Origin of the sequence: Endozoicomonas sp. ALB115, assembly GCF_049310245.1 — a bacterium.
In the GTDB taxonomy this organism is placed as follows: domain Bacteria; phylum Pseudomonadota; class Gammaproteobacteria; order Pseudomonadales; family Endozoicomonadaceae; genus Endozoicomonas.
The window spans coordinates 62,502-83,287 of the sequence record NZ_JBLYZG010000019.1 but is presented as its reverse complement, the minus strand read 5'-3'; the positions used below and the strand labels follow the sequence as shown (position 1 = coordinate 83,287).

Here is a 20,786-nt window from a genome sequence, read left to right as displayed (position 1 = left end):
CTATCTTGATTACGTGAGCCCTGTGGACTTTGAGCAACAGGAATTCAGTAAAGCGGCTTAATCAGGTGTCCATTTTTACTTGACCACTACACCTTTATGACATGTATGAAAGTGCTTGATTAAGACCTGGGAGTTTTTTTCTTTCGGCTATCGGGCAATCTCACCCCATTTCAGTTTGTAAAGGTAATCGACCAGTACATGCATCTGCGTAGAGGGGTTATCGCTGCCGCTTTTCTGGTTTTCATGCTCAAGCCTTTTGGCAAAGGTGATAGCCTGTTTGGTTTGTCCTTTAATCTGGCTGTAGAGGCCCTGCCTGCCTTTTTCATAGTCAGGGAGGTACTGGCTAAGGTGATGAGCGACTTCCTGGGCTGCGGTTCTCTTGCTGGTGGGTAAGAAAGGCGCTGTTCGCCTTTCGAAGTGGAGAACCGGCCAGACTTCAAAGCAGGGGTTAGAGGTAATGGCAGCAAAGGTAACACCCTTAATTTTGATCTGACTGATTTTGCTCAGGGCTTTGCTGTAGCGATTGCCATGCTCTTCATGCTCGTCTTTATCGAACACGCAGAATACTCGGTCGTAGTTGTCTAAATGCTTCTGCCGAGCCTGTAGATTGACCAGAGTTTCTGCATGCTCAACAACGCTGAGTGGGTCAGAACCGGGTGAAGGGGCTATGGATACGTTAGCGGTTGATAGCTTTAGTTCGTCCTTGATTTCATTCACGTAGTTGGGCTCGGTCTTTGTACCTTCACAGACAATCAGAACCTTGTCATAAGACTCCCGTTTAGCTTGCTGTCGGGAAAGCTCTGCTGCTTTTTTTGCTCTACGCTTTTTGAACAACTGGTCTGCCACAATCAATTCCCCATTGCCACAGAGACATCAGCATAAAAGTGCGGCAGGTAGGGCACGGCACCGTATCGGCCATCCAGATAGTAACGCTCAATATCCTCTGCGCCTTTGCGTACCTTGAAATCAGAAAGGGGGGTTAGGTGTGTACCCTGTGCCCCCTCTTGAGACGCGAACCAGACCTGATCTCTACGGAACACTTCCTGACTGAGGATTGAGGTTTCGTGAGTGGTAAACATAAGCTGGGCGTTTTTCGGGTTGGTCTGGCTGTTATGGAACAGGCCGACCAGCATCCGGACGATTAATGGGTGCAGGTTGTCATGCAGCTCGTCAATAAAGAGTACGCTGCCTTCTTTAAGTACATCAAGCCACGGGCCTGCATAGGCGAATAACTTTCTGGTGCCATCGGATTCATTTTGCAGTGGGAGCGCAACCGAAGCACCATTTTCACCTTCGTGAATGATTTGGATATCTACAAACGCTTTGGCTTCTGACTGCTGAAGGATGGATTGCTTCATATCATCCGGCATGTCTTCCGGTAAGTCATTGGCGCTGATCTTTTTGGGCTTGACCTTGATGTCCGTAATGTTCAGGTCAGCTGACTTGAGGAAATTAACAATTTCTTTCTTCCGTTCACCCTTCTCACACGATTTGATAGAAAATCCCGGATTAAAGCCATTGATGCCGACAATCTTCAACGTATTTTCAAACCAGTCAAACACCGGCTGAAGCTGTTCGCAGTTGAGCTGTACGGCAGTGGAAAGCAATAAGGCATTATCCCGAGTGCTGTCCTTCCACAGTTTCTTCTGGCCTTTCAAGGCCTCCATGCGGCCCCATTGGTAGGATTGGCTACCTTCGTCCCAAGCGCGCTCGATCCAGCTCTGTGCCCGACCACTGGGGTAGGCATAAAGCCATTCCTCCATAACCCGCTCGCTGGTCGCTGAGAAGCCGTATTGAAAGCGGACACCGTTGGCATAAAAGGAGGCTTCAAATTCGCAGGGTTCCCGGGTCGTCTCCGTGGACAGCAAGTAAGGTTCCATTGGCAGTTCCTTTCCCCGCTGCCAGCCTGCAGATTGGACCACGACTCGTTTCATGGTTCTCAGGGCACGGATCAGGTTGCTCTTGCCGGAGGCATTGGCACCATAGATGGCTGCAGAACGGAGCAAGGCCATGTCGGCCTTATCCGGGAAGGGAAAGCTGTGGGTATCCAGCTTATCGTCATCTTTTAATTTACCCCTGACCATACTCAGGGTTTGCCTTTCACGGAAGGAACGGAAGTTTGTGGTCGAGAACTCAATTAACATAACGGCCTCTGTTATCAGGTTAGTGAGGCGAATACAGCATATTATGTTTAAATTATAGGTTTATTTGTAAGGCAGTCCAGTTTTGTATTTTATTTCATCACGAATTGTCTTATTTTACTATTAAACTGGATAAAGATGCTTGGTTTGATGCTTTTTGGGTTGGATAACAAAGAAACAGGGATATAGTCTGAAGACGCTGTTCTCACGGGGTGATCCTCATTATCGAGAACCATTTCCCCGTGTATGGATAAACTCAGTTAAAGGGTTTATGCAATGGAGGGCACCGTTGCCTTGAACTGAATAACATTGTCTGATTCCTCATTAGCCGCGCCTTCAATGATTCTGCTCAGGTAATCGTCGTAGATTTTGGCGACATCCCGCTTTTCTGGCAGCCTGTCATCGTGGTCGTAGTGTTTGGACTCGACACTGCCATCTTCCCTGCTTTGCAGCAGGTAGCGATGTTCTTTGAGGACACGGCAATCGGTAAACAGGCGGGTAGCTGTGCGGCGCAGGTCTTTTGCGGTAAAGCGTTCCGGAGGCTGCTTGCCTTCCGCCATTGCATTATCTTGCAGCCAGTCGTTGTAGGCGCCCACAAAGCGGCCAAGGTTGCGTATATCGATGGGTGATCCACCGGTGATGATAAAGGGACCATCAAAGCAACCTGATATTCGCTGAGCCTGCTCCAGTATGGCCATTGCTCTGTTTGTGAGCGGGATAACGCGTTTCTTTGGGATTGCGTTTTTACCTTTGGTATCAACAAACATTAATGTTTGTTTGGTAAAATCAATGTCGGACCACTTGATATCATTAAGCTGTTCAGGACGATTGCCAAAACAAACAAAACAGAACCTCAAGAGCAGGCCATACAACGGGCTCCATGTTTCTTTGCCAGACTCAAGGTGGTGCCACATTTGATGGAGCTCTTCATTGGAGAGTGATCGTTCCCTGACCCGATCAAACTCAGCGTATCTTGGAATGGCATCCACCGGATTAAACTGGATGCTGAAGCGTTTGCCATGCTCAAGCTGTTGCCTGGGGTCATGGTCCGATTTCATACCAAGATTAAAGGCCGCCTTAAGGTTGCTTCTGACCATGTTGTAGGTTCGGGTGACGCCCCGTTCCAGTACGCGCTGGAATAAAGGTATTAAATCATCCGGTGTAATTGTATTGGCCTTGCGAGCTGCCAGATGGGGGAAAGGGGTTATTACATTTCGTTTCAGGGAGTTCTCAACATCCCTTGCTGACGATGCCTTTCGGCGGTGTAGACTGGCTGCATATAAGGCGCATAGGTCTTCCAGTGTGCCGTGGCTTGCTTCAATTGCGGCCTGACGCTTTTGTTCTTCCATTTCCTGTAGCCGCCGGGCCTCTTCAAACTTGAGATGATCCTTAAGATCAACCGGCGCTATTTCCCGTCTTATGCGGGCATACTCCCTTGCTTTATCCCGTATCTCATTCAGCTTCAGGCCGGTTTTACCCAACCGGCTGTAGCGGCCAATAAATAGCGTGGTGTCTTCGCCTTTATCCCGATACCGGTAATAGGCCTCAACATCACTCTTTTGCTGTTTATAGACAAGCGTCCCTTCACCTTTCCCCCCGACCGGCTCACTGATCTTGATTTTCTTCTTGCCATCAATGGTCATGTTCTCAATCTGGGTGGGTGAGTACTGTGGCATCAATAACTCCAACCATGGTTCTATTTATTCGATTTTTGGAAGTGGGGACTAAGCTCAATTTAGTCCCCGTTTTAGTCCCCGTTTCGCGTGGGATGAAGCAAATTCTTATGGTAGCTTATGGGAATGCGATCTTCTACAGAGCCCGTGAAACAAGGGGTGTAGAGCAGGGTGGTGGGATTTTACGGATGGCTATGGGAAGCAGTTATAGATGCCTTGTAATCAGTGGGTCCCGAGTTCGACTCTTGGTGCCGGCACCATATACAGTAAAGCCCGTAGCGTTAGTAAACACTACGGGCTTTTTTGTATCTGTCTGTTTGCCCCCACTATTGCCCCCACTTTCGATTGGGCTGTAACGGTACTAATCGGTATCAGGCTCTGACCTGCAATGCAGCCTTCTGTCACTCATAAACAAATACTTCTTACGGTCTTCAGTAATCAAAGACTCGCCGGATAAATTTTCCTTTGTGCATGCTCAGTCGTCAAAAAACCTTAAGTAGATTTCTCCCTCCCTTTTTTAGTGGTGTAGATTGAACCGTTTTGGCGGCAAAAAATCACAGGGAATCGAGCGACAGACTACCGTTATCTCTGGCCGAAAACCTCATTGGGAATAATGCCTTTTCTGGTCCAGTGCTCACCAATCGTTTGGGTAAAGTCGCTTCTGACCAGTTTTGCTCTTTGCTTCAGCCATTCCCCCTGATCCTGCCTCAGATAAATACCTTCAATGTTGATTGCACCGTAGTGAGATGGCCTGCTCAGCAGTGCCTCTAACTTCTCCATTGAAAAGGTACCCACGGCAAGCGGTTTGATTGGCTGAAGATCCAGAAGGGCAACTAGCTCATCGCGGCGAGGAACCGAGAAGAATCTGTCTGCCTTACAGTCATAAATATCAAACCCGACAAACCAGTCTGGCAGTGACTCATAAGCCAGGGAATGACGGGCATAGCACCACTCCCCAAACAGAATCAGGTGCTCACCCAGCAGGTTGATCAGATCTGCCTCGTAACGGGCTGCCCATCGCCAAAGGTGCTTGAACTGACCGCCTATATCCCGTTCAATCCAGGCACCACGATTCTGAGCCCTGAGTTTCCCATCAGGGCCGACAGAGAAGCCGACATTGGCACCATCGACTTTTTCTTCCACGGTCAGCTTTGCATGCAGCAGTTCATAGACTTCGGAATCTGATAACAGTTTATCGCCCCGTGGTTCACCAGAACCCAACCATTGAATGTGTGGCGTGTGGGGAAAGCGGAAGAAATCATCGGTCATGGTGTTCTTTCCATTTTTTGCGGGACCATTCTTCTATAATCTGCTCAACCTCTACGCCCGCTACTTCAAGTTGCTTTTGCCAGTCGTACCAGTCTGTATCGCAGGCATTCACGAGGGTGCAGGCCATACCATCCTCATTTGCTTTTAAGCAGGCAGCTATCATTTTTCTATCGGCAAGATCGTGGACAACATCTTTTAGTTGTTTGGGTAGTACGGCAACCTTGTCGGGATTGGCTGGATCATCTTCCCATTCAAGCGCAACATAATCGATTTCATTCCTATCGAACTTCGTACGCCGAACCATCAGACCATAATCTTGTTCAGTGAGCTTTTTTTCATACTCACCAAAAATTTCATAGTCGTAGTCCGACACCATACGACCGCCGCTGAGCTCAAAGTCCATCAGCCACTCCAGAACCTTTTCTGCCTCACCCGCATCCTCGACAGGATGCCTGTATGATGAAAACGGTGAGTCAGGGTGTTCGCCGCTGGCAACAATCAAAACATTGGTATCAACAACATGCCGACTCATGATTGGTTACGTTCCTCTTTCATCCGGAGCATGGTTTGTTTTGCCTGTTCCCGCACCTCCCCTGTCGCATCGCCGAAGAAGTTCTTTGGCCAGTAGGAAAGCCTGCCAAAATCATCCATGGTTAATGTTTTCAGAACAGCATCGGATTTTTGGCGTTCGACAAAATACAGGGCGCACTGTTCAGGCGAGGCTTTCTTTTTAGCGACCAATGTCTGCATACGTCGGAACAGGTGCTCTGAGTGGGTTTCCACAATAAACTGCACATGACGCTTTTTGCTGACCTCAAGAAATAACTCCGCCAACAAAGATTGAGCCTGCGGGTGCAGATGAATCTCTGGCTCTTCCAGAAGAACGGTAGAATATGCCGGAGCAAAATAAGCCAGCACCAGCACCGGTAACACCTGAGATATACCAATCCCTACATCCCGAAGGTTAGCGACCACACCATCCCGGTGAATCAGCACGCTGTAATGACCGGCACTGAGCTGTTTTACCTCCAGCTTGTCAGCGATCTTCATTTTTTTCAGCCAGCGGGATACGGAGCCAACAAGATTGTCATCGTTTCTCCTTCCGGCCTGAGCGCTGGCCAGAAGCGCGGGTATCGCATTGCTACCATCGTCACCAATGATCCCCGGGCGGGTGCGATTCCAAATATAGGTCCGTTTAGGCTTGTTTCTCAGTGGACCAAGGTAGGAAATTGCTTCAAGTTCCCGGCGCAGTTGCAGGCTCAGGTTCTGAACCGTTTTTCCCGACTCACCCATGGCTGCAATCGCATCTGCTGAAAAGGCAATACCACGCTCTGGCGCATAGGAGCGTGCCTTCAAGGTGGTGCGTGTCTCACCGGGAAGATAGATGCCAAATGCACTCCGTTCAGTCCGTGCGACACGAAACCAGTGCTCGTTATCCGTACTCAGTTTCATGCTTTCAATGACCGGACTTTTTTTGTAATCCTGGGCATATTCCACCGAAAAGAAACAGAGGCTTTTACTGTCATCCATATCCAGCTCAATACCGACCTTACGCTTCTCCGGGTTTCGGGTCAGCAGGTCCTCAAATGAGCCCATATCCACATAGTCATTCGCTTCAGCTCCCAGATTGAGGTGAACCGTATGATCCGGAGACATGGCCGTCTGCTTCATCAGCAACAGGCTTTGCAAAAGGCTGGACTTACCTGTGGAGTTTTCCCCCAGCAGCAAAGTCACTGGCCTGAGCTGAACATCACCGGACTCCCGCCAGGCCTTAAAGTTGGATAGTTTTAGTCGGGTTAGCATCATGTCTTCCTTTGGTTGACTGGCGAGCGCTTCTGGTAAGTGTACTTTAACGGTTACTGACGGCCTGCTCCACCAGCGTATCGGCCAGATGCAGGCGGGTTTGCTGCTGGTGTTGCAGGTGGGTTTTGATTTGGTCGCAGAGGGTTGTTAGTTGGTTGACTTTGGTGACGATGCGGTGTTGTTCTGCCGTTGGTGGAACAGGTATTAAGAACTTAGCGATGTTGCCCATGCTCAAGTTGGCTCTGGCATTATCAACTTGCTTGTCAAACATATAGCCAATGCAGATAGAGCTATTGAAAAATTGAAGGAAGAATGAGCTGCAAAGAAGATTTTTAAAGATACGAATCAAGCATACGGCCTGGTTTATGTTAGCTAGATCATCAATGTCATAAATCGCGGTTCTTCCTATCGATGCACCAACAATATTCATTAGGAAGTCACCATTCGCCAGTATGGAGCGAGGTTCAACTTCGTTGAATTTTTGCTCAACATACTTTTTTTTATCAAGCATAAGCTCAAAAGCACCGACGTTCTCACTGGTGACAAAGAGTACATCAGAAGGGTTTTCAGTGTATGAAACTCCTTGCCACTTAGGTGACGAGCCCTTGGTTATTATCTGAGTCAACTCTTCCAGACGACACCACTCCCACCCATCCGGCAATTCAAACGGCTTCTCATCCTCCGCAATTGGCGGCAGCGGATTCTGCTTTTTAATTTTACCCTCTTTGACCAGCCGGGCTTTTTCGGCGGCGATGCGTTCCAGCAGTGTGGCGGCGAGTTCGTCGTTGGGGTCTTGGGGTACCAGTTTGCCCATCACAGCCAGTTGCAGGATGGTCTGCTTGAGCTGGTCGATGCTCGCCTCGGTGGTGAACAGGGTGGTGAAGTGGCTGGCGATGCGCTGCCAGTTCTGCTTCAGTTCTTCGGCATTGGCACTGTTGGTGAGGGTTGCCAGCAGGTTTTCTACCAGTGTCGTATGGGCGGACAAGCTGGCTTCGGTCTGCTGTTCAATCTGGTCGCACAGGGTCATCAGTTCATCGACTTTGGTGACGATGCGTTTCTGCTGAGATAAGTTTTGATAAATGGCGCATACATAGAAGAGATTCTCTTTACTCTAATCAGGTATGACGCAAAAACTGCATGAACACTGATGTTCTCAACTAAGTAGGATTTTCCTACTGTTCCTCCGGTTCGGGCTATCAATATATCGTCGCTTTCCAGCTTATATGCTTCAGAGTTTTCAGTTGTAATCTCGCAGGCTGGTACTGTTTCCCAATCAACTCTATCGTTTTGAATATCGGTTATTCGAAGTAGCCTAACTCCTTCAGAATCATGTTTGGCTGAAGCTGTGTAACCATAATGAATATTGCTGGATCAATTTCCCAGCTTCCCCCATTCCCAACCAACTGGAAGTTCAAATGGTTTCTCATCTTCAGTAACTAATGGCAAAGGCTTCTGTTTCTTTATTTGCCTTTCCTGAACTAGCCTCACCTTCTCGGCTTCAATCCGCTCCAACAGCTTGGAAGCAGGCTCATCCTCCGGATTCTGCGCCACCAGCTTCCCCCGGACCGCCAGCTCCAGAATCAGCTCCCGCAGTTTCTTAATGCCATAAAGGTCAATCTTCTTGCCGGAACCTCGGCCAGAAGCGGATTTGTTCTGCACCGCCAGCGCCAGCGCCAGCGTAGAGAGGTGATTTACGATCAGTTGCTCAGTCATTGTTTGTACAATCTCCGTTCACCCTGAGCGGAGTCGAAGGGTGATTGGCACGGTCTTCGTTGTTGGTTCGGAGTCCACATCCTTCGACAGGCTCAGGATGAACGGGGTTTGGTTGCTCAGGATGAACGGGGTTTGGTTGTTTAGGATGCACGGGGTTTGGTTGTTTAGGATGCACGGGGTTTTGCGGTTCGGAAGGCGCTGAATAAGAACGGGCAAGATGGGACACCTGTGACCAATCTCCTCGCATCATGGCCTCTTTCTTTTTCCTGCTCCAGCCCTTGATTTTCTGTTCGGCCGCCAGGGCTTCCTCACGGGAAGGGAAGGCTTGTTGATACTTTAATTCAACGGGTAGGCGATTGGCTGTATAACAGTCTGGAAAATACCGCAACTGATGCTGGGCCAGTCGCTGTTCCAGGTTGTCTGTGTGTCCTGTGTAATAACTGCCATCTGCGCATTGCAGGATGTATACAAAGAAAGACATGAATGGTTCCCGTTGAACTTCTGAGGAATCCTCGGTAGTTGGTTAAAGGCTGGCAAGGATAACACATTCACCCTGGGTTCTGAGGAAGAGTAGAAGGGAGAGGCTCCAGACTGATGGATCATACCAAACACCCTTCGTCCGTGCATCCTGAGCGGAGCCGAAGGACGCTCAGGGTGAACGGAGATTGTACACGTCAAACTCATTGAAATGATGTGCGGTTGTGGCACACCCTTCGTCCGTGCATCCTGAGCGGAGATCGAGTGTCATCGGGAAGTTAATGAAGGGCTCTGTTCCTGACAGCCAGAGAAAGGTCTGGGTATAGCGGCTGATAATCTCCACCAGCCCACGACCGGTGTCCGCCTGCAATTGTGGGGAGGCCGCCGCTTTGCGCACCAGCTTCAGGGCCGCTTCCAGCTCCTGGGCATTCTGCTCGAACCGCTGCTGGTTGATGGTGTAACCACGGGTCAGGTGCTCTTTCAGGGTGCTGGTGGCCCACTGGCGAAACTGGGTGCCTTTGCGGGAGTTAACCCGGTAAGCCACGGAGATAATGGCGTCCAGGTTGTAATGTTTGACCTTCCGGCGTACCTGCCGCTGGCCTTCCTGCTGAACTGTCGAGTAATCCTCGGTAGTTGCCCCGGCAGTGAGCTCGCCCTCTTTGTAGATGTTTTTCAGGTGCAGGCTGATGTTATCAATACTGGTTTCCAGCAGCTCTGCCAGTTGCCGCTGGGACAGCCAGATGGTCTCCTGGTCCAGCAGTACCTGAATATTCCCCTGGCTGGCTTCATAAATGGCAATGTTAAGGTCGGTGTCGGCCACGTTATCTCCCGCTCCGGTTGGTCAGCGCTTCGCCAAGGATAGTTTGCAACTGTCCAAGCAGCCCTTCCTGCTGCTGTTGCTGGTAGCTGGCCAGCAGTTCGTCCGGATCGTGGCTGATGGTTTCGCCCACATGGGGGTTTTTGATGTCCAGGTTGAAGTTGCGCACGGTCACCTCGTCGATGCTGACCTTCCAGGCTTGCTCATTTTCTACCCGTGTGGCAAAACCGTCCGCCTCATTACCCCACCAGTCCATCTCCTGCCGGAACTCTTCAAACTTCATGGGGCGGGTTTTGCTGTAGTTCTTTACACCTGTCGGGTAAGGGTGCTCATAGAACCAGATCTCCTTCGTGGGCTGACCTTTGGTAAAGAACAGGATATTGGTTTTGATGCCGGTGTACGGATTAAACACGCCGTTGGGCAGGCGCACGATGGTGTGCAGGTTGCAGGCTTCCGTCAGCAGTTTTTTGATTTTGGTTTTGACCCCTTCGCCAAACAATGTGCCATCGCGCAGAACCACTGCCGCACGGCCACCGTCTTTTAAAACCTCAATGATCAACTGTAAGAACAGGTCGGCGGTTTCCCGGGTTTGCATTTCTGACGGAAAGTTTTTCTCAATGCCATCTTCTTCGGTGCCGCCAAATGGTGGATTGGTGACGATCACATCTACCTGATCATCCCAACTGGAAAGCGGCTTGTTCAGGGTGTTGCCGTGTTTGATCTGCACCGGCACCTCGATGCCGTGGAGCAGCATATTGGTGGTGCAGAGCAGGTGCGGTAGCTGCTTTTTCTCGACACCATGGATCTGCTGTTGCAGGGTTTGATGATCAGCAGCAGTTTTCACCTGGTCTTTCAAATGATCCACCGAGCAGGCGAGAAAGCCGCCGGTGCCACAGGCCGGGTCCATAATGCTTTCGCCCAGCTGCGGGTTGATGCGATTGACCATAAAGCGGGTGACGGCTCTGGGCGTATAAAACTCACCGGCATTACCGGCGCTTTGCAGGTCCCGCAGAATCTGCTCGTAGATATCACCGAACAGGTGTCGTTCTTTGGAGTCGGTAAAATCCACCTCGTTCAGCTTGTTGATCACCTGACGCAGCAGGGTACCGTTTTTCATGTAGTTGAAGGCATCGCTGAAGGCTTCCTTTACCACAAAGCCCCGGGGGTTTTTATCCACAGGGGCGATCAGGTTTTTCAGGTCCGGGAACAGGTCGTTGTTGATAAAGCCCAGCAGCTCATCACCGGTCATGCCCTGTTTGTCTGCCGCCCAGTTGCGCCAGAGGTATTCTTCGGGAATGGGTGAGCGGTAGTCGTCCAACTCAAACTCCAGCTCTTCTTCCTGGGCATCGAAGATTTTCAGGAACAGCAGCCAGGACATCTGGCCTAAACGCTGGGCATCACCATCGACACCGGCGTCTTTGCGCATGATGTCCTGGATGGATTTGATCACGGAACAGCTCTGTCGCCTTTTTGAAATCCAGAATGGTGAACCACAACTTGTTGTAACGGTCATCAATCCGGGTGCCACGGCCAATAATCTGTTTGAACTTGGTCATGGACTGGATGGACTGATCCAGAACCACCAGTTTGCAGGTTTTGGCATCGACGCCGGTGGTCATCAGTTCAGAAGTGGTGGCGATCACCGGGTAGGGCTTTTTGGGGTTGATGAAGTTGTCCAGCTGCGCCTTGCCCAGGTCGTCATCGCCGGTAATCTTCATCACATATTTGTCGTTTTTGGCCACCTGTTCCGGGTTCAGGTTGATGAGTGCACGACGCATCCGTTCGGCATGGTCAATGTCGTTACAGAAGACGATGGTCTTGGCCATGAGGTCGGTGCGTTTCAGGTAGCTGGTGATGGTCTGTGCCACCAGCTGGGTGCGTTCGTCGATCACCAGGGTGCGGTCAAAGTCTTTCTGGTTGTAAATACGGTCTTCGATCACTTCACCGTGTTTGTCCGTCTGGCCCTTGGTGGGGCGCCAGCCTTGCAGATCTACATCCAGATCGACACGGACCACTTTGTAGGCTTTCTGGTGCTCTTCCGGACCGGTGAGTGCCTGGTACAGCGCCAGGTGGATTTCGTAAGCCGGGTCTACCTTGCGGCCGGTGATTTTGGTCATGGCCGTGCCGAAGGGCTGGAAGTCGTTGATGCGGGTCTGGTCCACCAGCACATTGCGATCCGCCAGGAACAGAATGCGCTTCTTGCTCTTGGCTTTCCACAGTCGCCAGATAATCTGGAAGGCGGTGTAGGTTTTGCCGGTGCCTGTTGCCATCACCAGCAGTACCCGATCCTGGCCTGCTGAGATTGCTTCTACGGTTTTGTTGATGGCCTGTAGCTGATAGTAACGGGGCGACTTGCCGCTGCCATCGTCGTAGTAATCCTGGGTGATAATGGGCAATTGTTGTTCGGTATAGCCTTTCCAGAGGCAGAGCTTTTGCCAGAGCTGTTCCGGTGATGGGAAGTCTTCCAGCCGGATTTCGGTTTCCAGGGTTGCCGGATTGGTTTTGTCATGGAAGATAAAACCATCACCATTGGATGCAAAGGCAAACGGCACATCCAGCAGACGGGCATAATCCAGCGCCTGTTGCATCCCCTTGCCGATTTCATGCTGATTGGCCTTGGCTTCCACCACCGCCAGCGGCAAACCAGGCTTATGAGAAAGTACAATATCTGCCGACTTCACCTTTCTGCGGGCAACCGCCTGACCACGCACCACCACCTTGCCATCCCGCAGTTTCACTTCCTGACGGATCTGGGTCATATCATCTATCGTGTGGTCTGTTACAGACTCTTGTTCTGGTCCCGGGACTTTGAACTTTTTATGTGTCTATTTGTCCAAGGAGGCAGGGAAATACAAGAAAAAAAGGATTTTTATGAATATTCAGGACGCTTCTCAATCCGTTGTGTTAATCACTGACAATTTATGTCCAGGTAAAAACAACAAGCCCGAAATACACCACAAAATCAAGGAATTACCCCCTCAGATTCAGATGACTGCTGGACCAGGGCAATTATCCCCCGCAACGTCCCCTGGCGCAAAACACCAGACAACCGGAAAAACCAGAGCGGTGCGGCAGTATCCCACTGCACAGCCTGGCCGATCATTCGATTTTCATTTTGTAGCCTCTGATCAAGAGGTACGCAGTCTGCTGCACGCCCGGACCAGTGACAGCGGCGGGAATGTGCTGCTTATCACCCATCCCGATGATTTGTGCGAAGACAACCTGGTGCAGCGTCTGCACATTACGGCTGACAGCCAGCCCGTCCTTGAGTCTGGCCGACTCTTTGCCAGCGATACCCCGCTGACGCTGGTACTGGACATTCGTTCTTTCACCAGCGATGAGCTGCCAGCGTTCAATGAACTGCTGGACCCTGAGAACCCATGTCTATACGACCGGACAAAAAAAGAGAAGCGCCCCCTGGGTAACCATGTCTCGCTGCTGGTACTGGCCAGCCCCGAGCAGCTAACCACAATGGGCAGCAACGATCAGGCTCCGGGGGCTGACTTCTGGCGCCGCGTCAATCGCCCGGGTAACAGCTGGCAGTTTGAGACCCAAACCTCCGATAAAGAGATTCCGGATGCCATTGACACCGCTTTGCTGCCTGAATACCACGGCACCCCGGGGGACGATGGCGATGTGGTTACCATTGATTGCCATCTGCACAGCCACTGGCGTTCGCTGCTGTTTGGTGGTCCCGGTGTCGATCACCAGGGGCGTATCCGGCACATACCCGGCCAGCTTGAGCAGCTGCGGCCTGGCCAACAGGTCATTCTGAAGGGGGCTGACTGGCACGATTTGTCCTTTGAACAGTCCATCCGCCAGCTGCTGGTGCGCAAGGAGTACCCATGCAATGGTGAGACTCGCCAATTAGCCCGGGGTATCCAGTTTTACCGGATGCCCGTTGCTGAGCAGGAGCTGGTCACGCTGTTCCGTTCGCTGGATAGCAACCCTGATAGCAAGGATGACCAGGCACCTGACAGGACTGCCGGGCAGCACAATATCCTTATCAATCCGGTCAGAATGGCCCAGTGGCTGAATCCGATACGTATTGAGCAGGGTTATGCCGTCCCCAATAACCTGCTGGAGCAGCAGATCCGGGCCGGTGGTGCGGTTATTGTCACCGCCCCCCTCAGTACCACGCTCTGGTTCCGGCTATTGGGTGCTTTGCAGGGCATCTGGGAGGCAACGGGGATAAAACCGGTACTGCAGGTTGCTGCCCCACAGTGGCAATCGGAATTACCGGGCAAGTCAGCGAGCACCAGACAGCAAGCGTTACTTGCCGCGCTCACCGGGAACCGGTACTGCGCCACCGTGCTTTACCAACAAGCCCCACAAGCCATTGCCTGGCTTGCCGCTCAGCCGGAACCGCCACTGGTGATTCAGGTCAACGAACAGACCACCCTTAGCCAGCTGTTTGACAATATCCACGTTACTTCAGAGCAACAGGCCCGGTTTGGTCGTTGTCCGACCCGGTTGCACAGGGCCTTGCAAGCAGGAACTCCCGTAGTCTTTCGAGGGCTGGCCAGCAACCCGGAGCTGCTGCAGGCGCTGGAGCCACTCTACTGCGTGCAGCCCCAGCCCCTGTTGGTGAACGGCGAGCTGCTCAGCTACCCGAGAGCCCGCATCACTGTGCTCTGGTCGGCGTCAGACAGTAGTCCGTCACCCTTGCTCAGCGCCGCACTGGCCAGAGCAACGCCGTGTCCCGAGCCGGATATCTGGGCCATCTGTGCCAGGCGGCACGACATCAACCGCGCCGACCTGCCTGAACAGACCATCACCAAACTCTACGAGGCGTTCAGGACGATCCCCCGTTCTCTGTGTGAGCCATTGCCCACCCTTACCGAAGGCCTGCTGAACAGTCTGATCCTGGCCGCCCGGCAGGTGCAGCACCGGGATAATGCCTCTGCGCTGGCACCCCGACACTGGCGCAAGGGCATTGACAGCCTGTTGACCCACCGTACCCGACAGACGGCCTCCGTGCGTGATTTCATCAAGGTAGCCTGCCGACGGTTGCTACCCGATGCTGACGGGAACCACTGGGTAGATCCCGGCCGTTTGCAAGGCGTTATTGCCAGTGCCCGGCCACTGGACCGGACGTTTATCAAAGATCACCTGTGGCAGCTGGCCAGAGCCTTTGGCCCGGCACTGCCTGCCCCCGGCAAAGTTGGATTGTGGTCATTATCCTTTGACGAACCGCTGGATTCCGACTCCGAACAGCAAGTACTTGACCAGTTCTGCGCTCTGCTGGTTGCCCAGGCACCTCAGGCACAGCAACAGGCGATGGCCTGCCAGTTACAGATCAACCCCGGGGACTTTTGCACCCACAGCAACTTGCCCATCCGGCCATCGGCCCAGATCAAACGGCTGGAAGATGCCCTGACGGCGGGCTGGTCTCTGCCTCTGATGTCCGGGCAGACACGCTCCGATGCCATCCACACCCTGGCGAGAGACTGCTTTACCCTGGCCCGGGCGGCAGGCCCCAGCGAAGCGGCATCAGCGCGTATCAGTGAGCAGTTAAGCCGGTCACTGGTTTGGCAGGGTTCCACAGCAGAGCCCTTGCGGGCACTGGCCAGTGATCTCTGTCACGCCCGAGCCCACCAGAAGGATCGTGAAAGCCGTCGTCTGGCGCGATTACGGGCACGGTTGGCCGAGGCACCGGTGATTTTCCTGCAGGGTGAAACCGGCACCGGCAAAAGTTATTTTGCAGCTAAGATGGCCAGGGCTTGCGGCCCAGTCCGGGTGCTCTCCCTGGGACCCTCGGACAGTGAGCAGACCCTGATGAAATGCTGGCAGTGGCGGCAGCAACCGGACAGTAATGACCGCTTTATGATGCAGCAGGATCAGGCACTGATGGCGTGGGCCAACACCAAGCCCGGCGCTGAAGGGGAGTATGTTACCCTGGTGCTGGACGAAGCCAACCTGGCCAGAACCGGCCTGCTGGCGGCACTGAACGGATTATGGGAGCCGACCCCCTGTGTCTATGTCGATGGTCATCCGGTCACCGTCAGCCTCAACCACCGGGTGATTCTCACCGGCAACCCGGATCACTACGACGGACGACAGCTGGACCCGACCCTGAAAGCACTCATGCCCACGGTTTACTACCCGCCTCTGGACCGGGCTTTTCTGCGCGACCGGGTGGTGGCCCCTGCCTTGCTGACCTCGCTGCAATGGCATCTGCCCGAAAGCCAGGCAGAGGCGCTGGCACAGCAGGCCGCCGACAGTGTCATGGCTCTCTGGCAGTATTACCCGGAGCTGCTGCCGGATCACGAGTTTACCCCGAGGGACCTGACGGATATCTGCGCCTGGGTGAGTTGGTATCTGGATCAGAGCCAGCCGGTAACCTCCGGACCAGTTACCCCTGCCCAGCTGCACGGGCTGGTCTTGCAGGGCTTCCACGATGTGCTTGACCCGGCCATCAGCGCAACCCACCAGGATGCCCGGACCGCCCTGGCGATCTGGTTTGCCAGTCAATACCCGGTGGACAAGACCCTGACCGAACAAGTCAGGGACAAAACCCTGACTGACATCAACCGGACATTTACCGAGACAGTGGCTAAGTTCAAACCCGAATTTGATACATCCGGGGCTGCCGTTAGTGAACTGGTGCATTGCCTGGGGCAGGATCTGAGCCGTTGCCAGCAGGCGAACCAACAGCAACGGCAACACAGCGGGCGTCTGGCCACCTTGATTGAGGGACCGGCCGGCCGGGGTAAAGATGTTATCCTGCAACTGTTGATCAACAGTTACCGACAGCAGTTAAGCGCACGCCAGCAAACCCTGCCTGAAGTCCACAGCCTGAACGCCTGCGATTGCACCTGGGACGACGTGCGCAACGCTATCGACCGGGCAAAAATCCGCGGTGAGATCGTGGTCATTGCCGAACTCAACCGGATCGGCAGCCAACATCTGGAAGGTGAGCTGAATGATATTCTGGCCGGTGATGCCCAACCGGGCTTTCATCTGTTTGCCACCATCAACCCGCCGCACTACGGTGGTCGCAAAGCCCTGTCACCGGCATTGGCAGGGCGATTCCGCTATCTGCCCATCCGTCAGTACCAGCCAGCGGAACTGCAGGCGATTGCCGGTAAAGTGCTGCCGCAGACCGCGACAGCTGTGGCCGCGTTACTGGCCCGGTGGCACTGTCAACTGCGGTCATGCCTGGAGAAGCAAAAGTTGGCGTTGCGCCCCACCAGCCTGGATCTGCAAAGACTGGCCAGGGCCGTTGCCGAAGGTGGCGACTTCAGCAACAGGGCAATCAGGCAACAGTTCAGCCAGCACTACCAGCTCTATCTACTGGCAGCAAAAACGACACTGGACAAATTATCGGGCCTGCCGGTGGCAACAGAGTATAAAGGTACGGTTGAGCCAGCCCTGTGCACCTGGCTTAATACCACCATACCCAACCTGGAGCGTCCCTGGCTGGTTCGCCTCGGTGCGTGCACCCTGCTCAGGGAAGATCGCCATGAGATCACTGTCCACAGGGATCTGGATGGCACGCAGGCCCGGCAGGCAATCATCGCTCTGCTGGCCCGGGCGCAGTGGCAAGCGTCCGGCCTGTCGTTGGCACCGGATATTACCGACGATGTCCTGACCCAGGCCTGTTACCGATACTGGCAACAACAGTGGTTTAACCACCGCTTCGGGCATACCGGCATGGCCCCGGACACCGCGTTTCTATTAACAGCCGCCCAACAACAAGCCATGGCAAAAACAGGGCAGGGATATCTGCCGCATGCTGACCGGTTGATTGCCCATCACGGTATACAGCCGGTTCATCTGTGGCCCGCTTGTTGGAAAGAGCTGCGACAACTGCTGACTCGTCCTGTCAGCCCGCCATCTGATCAGGTCACGCCAGAGACGGTTTTAGCCGCTGGGAAAACCGGAGATAAAACCAAAGACGCACAACCCAGTGGCCATTGCGGACCGATCAGTGAAGCATCAATCTCGGAAAAACAAACCGTCGAAGCCGCTTGCCAATCAGCCCGCAGCCGTCATGCCGGATCCGGAAAAAAGTCCACATTATCGCGCATAGCAGGGGCCTTGACGGTTTTAGCCGCTGGGAAAACCGGAGATAAAACCAAAGACGTACAACCCGGTGGCCATTGCGGACCGATCAGTGAAGCATCAAGCTCGGAAAAACAAACCGTCGAAGCCGCTTGCCAATCAGCCCGCAGCCGTCATGCCGGATCCGGAAAAAAGTCCACATTATCGCGCATGGCAGGGGCCTTGACAGCGAGGCTCATTACCGGTCAAGACAAGAGAAAACGAAAACGCAGAGACAAAATATTGTTGGAATCTTTGCAAATCACACAAGAGCTATTGAACTTAAACACCGATTATGAGCGCCGAATCAAGGCAGACCGGGTGATTGGCAGCTACTTTGCTGACAGCGAATACCATCCAGCAGAGTATCGATTCCGTTGCCTGGATGTCATTGTCTCGGCTGACGGTTCCATCATCATTAATGATTTGCCCCCAGTGCCGGTTAAGGTCACGTTACCCAGGCATCCGGCCAGTGAGAAAAATATGATGACTGGTGTTAATCAAAGCCAGGCACATATCCGCCTGAAAGCGGTCAATGGCCTGTTCAGGCTCCCGGGTCTGAGTGCCCATGAAGACATTATCGATATGAGCCTTGAGCCCGACCTGCCATTCCATCTGCGCAGAGACGACTATTCCGGGCTGCACAGCGTAGTGGTACCTGCTGCCAAAAGAAACGAAACCATAGCCTTTACTTACGTGGTTCAACGACAGTCAAGTAAACGCCATACGTCGCTTACTGGTAAGCAGCTTGTGAAAGACTGGACAGATCGTCCGGAAACATGCTGTTCAAGCACCATAAAAACCAGCATTGATCCCCTGTTTGAGAAAATTCAGGGATTTCCGGAAGGGCTGCGTAAAGACTTGGTTGCTATTCAACAGGCAGAGTCTCCCAGGCAACGCATTGAGGCAATTGCCAATTATTGTCAACAGTTTACCGGTAAGGCCAAACCGGAGCAGAGTAAAGGCTTCTTCCAGTATCTCTTGCAAAATCGGCAAGGGGCTTGCGTGCATCGCTCCGTGATATTTGTAACGTTTTGCCGCTATTTTGGCATTGCCTCCCGATTGGTAAGCAATACCGTCCATGTATTTCCCGAGTACTCCCTGGATGACGGTCGCAGCTGGCAGTCGAGGCAGGATTTGGGTGGTGCCCCTACCCAGTTGGAAATATTAGAGCCCGATAAACCGATTCAAAAGGCAACGCCAAAGAGTTCTCAAATCGAAGAACTGTGCGATCAAGAGGACTTAACCGGGCTGCTCGACAGTGATGCTCTACTGAAACAAATGGCTGCGCAGCTTGGCAATGACATAGTACGTAAGCTCTTTTTCGAAGATGAAGCGGATTTATCTGGTGGGGGAAAAAGGGAAATATTGGCAGATACCTTGCACTCCGGCTTGCACAACAGCATCAAGGACATAGCAGATGGTCAGATTATAAAACGACTCATGGATATCAAAAAACTGTTTATAAATGGTAATAGTGACATTAACGATTGGCTTTCTGCTTTAGACAAAGCACTGGAAGGCGCTGATTTCTCGAAGCCTTCGACTATCGATTTTGTCCGGGAGGCGTTGGCATCCGGTTTACTGGACCCGGACACAGCCTATTGTCGAAACAAAAATGAAATACCGGCGTATAACAACCCTATCCGCTTTCTAAACGGATATCACACATTCCTGGATTGTCTGGAGGGCGTTGATGAACTGAAGCCTTACATAGCCGATGCCCGGAAAAAATGGTACACGTATCTTTATGGCTATGAAAAAACGGGCAAGTCGAATGACCAGGAAAAACTTGAGGCCTTGGCAGAACCCGTTTTGGTTACCCACGGCCACAGTGGGCATTCAGATTCCTTTGAGTCCTTGATCACCTGCTCATCGCTGAATGATTCCTGGACCAATAATCCAACGGGAGTTCCGGATATAGGACGCATGTTGGCACACAAGGCCGCCTTTCCCATGATGCGGGCTGGAAAAAACCATCAGCGCCCAGTGATTATGATCGGTGAACCAGATTGGAATAAAACTAACATTTTTGATATGGCCAACGCCATTTTGCCACGGGTATTTCGGGATAGTTCGGAGTTTGACGAGCTGAGACAAAAGCAGGTGATATTTCATGATCTTGAAATACATCGGAAAGCCAGACTTTGGAACTTGAAAAATAAAGATGAAACGAATGGACTATCGATCTTAAGCGATTTGCAGATTCATGCAATAATGGAAGAATCTGTTATGTCTATTCAGGCTTATCTTGAATTACCTTTGCAAGCAAAAAGATTTCTGTACTCCGTCCATCCCGACTGCGAATGGCCCGACTGGGAATGGAGGCACATGCAAATCTCAAGTGAAGAGGAACAGAAGCTGAAAGATTTGAAGAAACATTGTTGGCAATCTGTCGAACAAGCATTTTTTCAATATCTGTATCACAAGACCAACGCTAATGGTGGGAGCCTGACCGTCTGCTGGGAAGCCAGGAATGGCGATACTCGACTTGGTGATGATCAATTAATACAGGGCACCCGTAAGTTATCTTCTCCAAAGGAACTGATTGGCATAACAAACGTGACAAAAGATGCACGTGTTAAATTATCTCATTCTGATCGCTCCTGTTTACAGCAAGCGCTGAACCTGAGTAATGCCTTGGTGCTGACATCAGCTGAGCTGACAACGATGGCCCGGGAGTTTTGCTCTTCGCTGGATCCGGATTCACTGGCTGCAGAATTGAGCAGGGCAGATAAGTAGTTAACCAAATGAAATCCTGAATCGTGGTAATTGATCCAAATCAACAGAAAGCTTGATTTCTTAGTTTCATGAACAACGAAAAAAAGCGTGAATTCAATAAATGGC

12 protein-coding genes and 1 pseudogene are annotated in these 20,786 nt (G+C 52.2%); 1 reads left to right on the top strand and 12 read right to left on the bottom strand.

The annotated features are described in order from the left end of the window. Positions 1–147: 147 nt before the first annotated feature. The 12 genes and pseudogenes from ACO6VE_RS11115 to ACO6VE_RS11060 all read right to left on the bottom strand — a co-directional run. Positions 148–846 (bottom strand): RloB family protein, encoded by a 699-nt coding sequence (locus ACO6VE_RS11115; RefSeq protein ID WP_422461307.1) that lies wholly within the window; start codon positions 844–846, stop codon positions 148–150. A 2-nt stretch (positions 847–848) separates the two neighbouring features. Further along, on the bottom strand, positions 849–2,144 hold the full coding sequence (locus ACO6VE_RS11110; RefSeq protein WP_422461305.1) for an AAA family ATPase: 1,296 nt from the start codon (positions 2,142–2,144) through the stop codon (positions 849–851). 266 nt (positions 2,145–2,410) lie between these two features. Next, entirely contained in the window at positions 2,411–3,817 is a 1,407-nt protein-coding gene (locus ACO6VE_RS11105) for a tyrosine-type recombinase/integrase (RefSeq protein WP_422461303.1), read from the bottom strand. A gap of 579 nt (positions 3,818–4,396) precedes the next feature. Next, entirely contained in the window at positions 4,397–5,083 is a 687-nt protein-coding gene (locus ACO6VE_RS11100; protein ID WP_422443919.1) for an RNA ligase family protein, read from the bottom strand. Further along, entirely contained in the window at positions 5,073–5,615 is a 543-nt protein-coding gene (locus ACO6VE_RS11095; protein ID WP_422461301.1) for a hypothetical protein, read from the bottom strand. Before ACO6VE_RS11095 ends, ACO6VE_RS11100 begins: the two co-directional genes overlap by 11 nt. Then, positions 5,612–6,889, bottom strand: coding sequence for an AAA family ATPase (locus tag ACO6VE_RS11090; protein WP_422443915.1), 1,278 nt, complete (start codon positions 6,887–6,889; stop codon positions 5,612–5,614). Before ACO6VE_RS11090 ends, ACO6VE_RS11095 begins: the two co-directional genes overlap by 4 nt. A 43-nt stretch (positions 6,890–6,932) precedes the next feature. Continuing rightward, on the bottom strand, positions 6,933–7,913 hold the full coding sequence (locus tag ACO6VE_RS11085) for a restriction endonuclease subunit S (protein WP_422461299.1): 981 nt from the start codon (positions 7,911–7,913) through the stop codon (positions 6,933–6,935). Between the two features lie 344 nt (positions 7,914–8,257). Continuing rightward, a complete protein-coding gene (locus ACO6VE_RS11080) occupies positions 8,258–8,599 on the bottom strand; it encodes a hypothetical protein (protein WP_422461297.1) in 342 nt (113 codons plus the stop codon). Continuing rightward, entirely contained in the window at positions 8,592–9,080 is a 489-nt protein-coding gene (locus tag ACO6VE_RS11075; protein WP_422461295.1) for a GIY-YIG nuclease family protein, read from the bottom strand. Before ACO6VE_RS11075 ends, ACO6VE_RS11080 begins: the two co-directional genes overlap by 8 nt. A gap of 168 nt (positions 9,081–9,248) precedes the next feature. Then, complete coding sequence (locus tag ACO6VE_RS11070; protein ID WP_422461293.1) at positions 9,249–9,896, bottom strand: virulence RhuM family protein; 648 nt, start codon at positions 9,894–9,896, stop codon at positions 9,249–9,251. A gap of 1 nt (position 9,897) precedes the next feature. Then, positions 9,898–11,343 (bottom strand): N-6 DNA methylase, encoded by a 1,446-nt coding sequence (locus tag ACO6VE_RS11065; RefSeq protein ID WP_422461291.1) that lies wholly within the window; start codon positions 11,341–11,343, stop codon positions 9,898–9,900. Then, a pseudogene (locus tag ACO6VE_RS11060) lies at positions 11,324–12,658 on the bottom strand (DEAD/DEAH box helicase family protein); the annotation flags it as partial. The pseudogene ACO6VE_RS11060 and the gene ACO6VE_RS11065, both read right to left, overlap by 20 nt. Before the next feature lie 106 nt (positions 12,659–12,764). Between ACO6VE_RS11060 and ACO6VE_RS11055 the strand changes: the two are divergent. After that, entirely contained in the window at positions 12,765–20,681 is a 7,917-nt protein-coding gene (locus ACO6VE_RS11055; RefSeq protein WP_422461289.1) for an AAA family ATPase, read from the top strand. The last annotated feature ends 105 nt before the right edge of the window (positions 20,682–20,786 follow it).

Coding starts and splice junctions, on each gene's coding strand:
- ACO6VE_RS11100 (WP_422443919.1), bottom strand. CDS start 5,083: ATGACCGATGATTTCTTCCGCTTTCCCCACACGCCACACATTCAATGG.
- ACO6VE_RS11095 (WP_422461301.1), bottom strand. CDS start 5,615: ATGAGTCGGCATGTTGTTGATACCAATGTTTTGATTGTTGCCAGCGGC.
- ACO6VE_RS11090 (WP_422443915.1), bottom strand. CDS start 6,889: ATGATGCTAACCCGACTAAAACTATCCAACTTTAAGGCCTGGCGGGAG.
- ACO6VE_RS11055 (WP_422461289.1), top strand. CDS start 12,765: ATGAATATTCAGGACGCTTCTCAATCCGTTGTGTTAATCACTGACAAT.
- ACO6VE_RS11080 (WP_422461297.1), bottom strand. CDS start 8,599: ATGACTGAGCAACTGATCGTAAATCACCTCTCTACGCTGGCGCTGGCG.
- ACO6VE_RS11085 (WP_422461299.1), bottom strand. CDS start 7,913: ATGACCCTGTGCGACCAGATTGAACAGCAGACCGAAGCCAGCTTGTCC.
- ACO6VE_RS11110 (WP_422461305.1), bottom strand. CDS start 2,144: ATGTTAATTGAGTTCTCGACCACAAACTTCCGTTCCTTCCGTGAAAGG.
- ACO6VE_RS11105 (WP_422461303.1), bottom strand. CDS start 3,817: ATGCCACAGTACTCACCCACCCAGATTGAGAACATGACCATTGATGGC.
- ACO6VE_RS11075 (WP_422461295.1), bottom strand. CDS start 9,080: ATGTCTTTCTTTGTATACATCCTGCAATGCGCAGATGGCAGTTATTAC.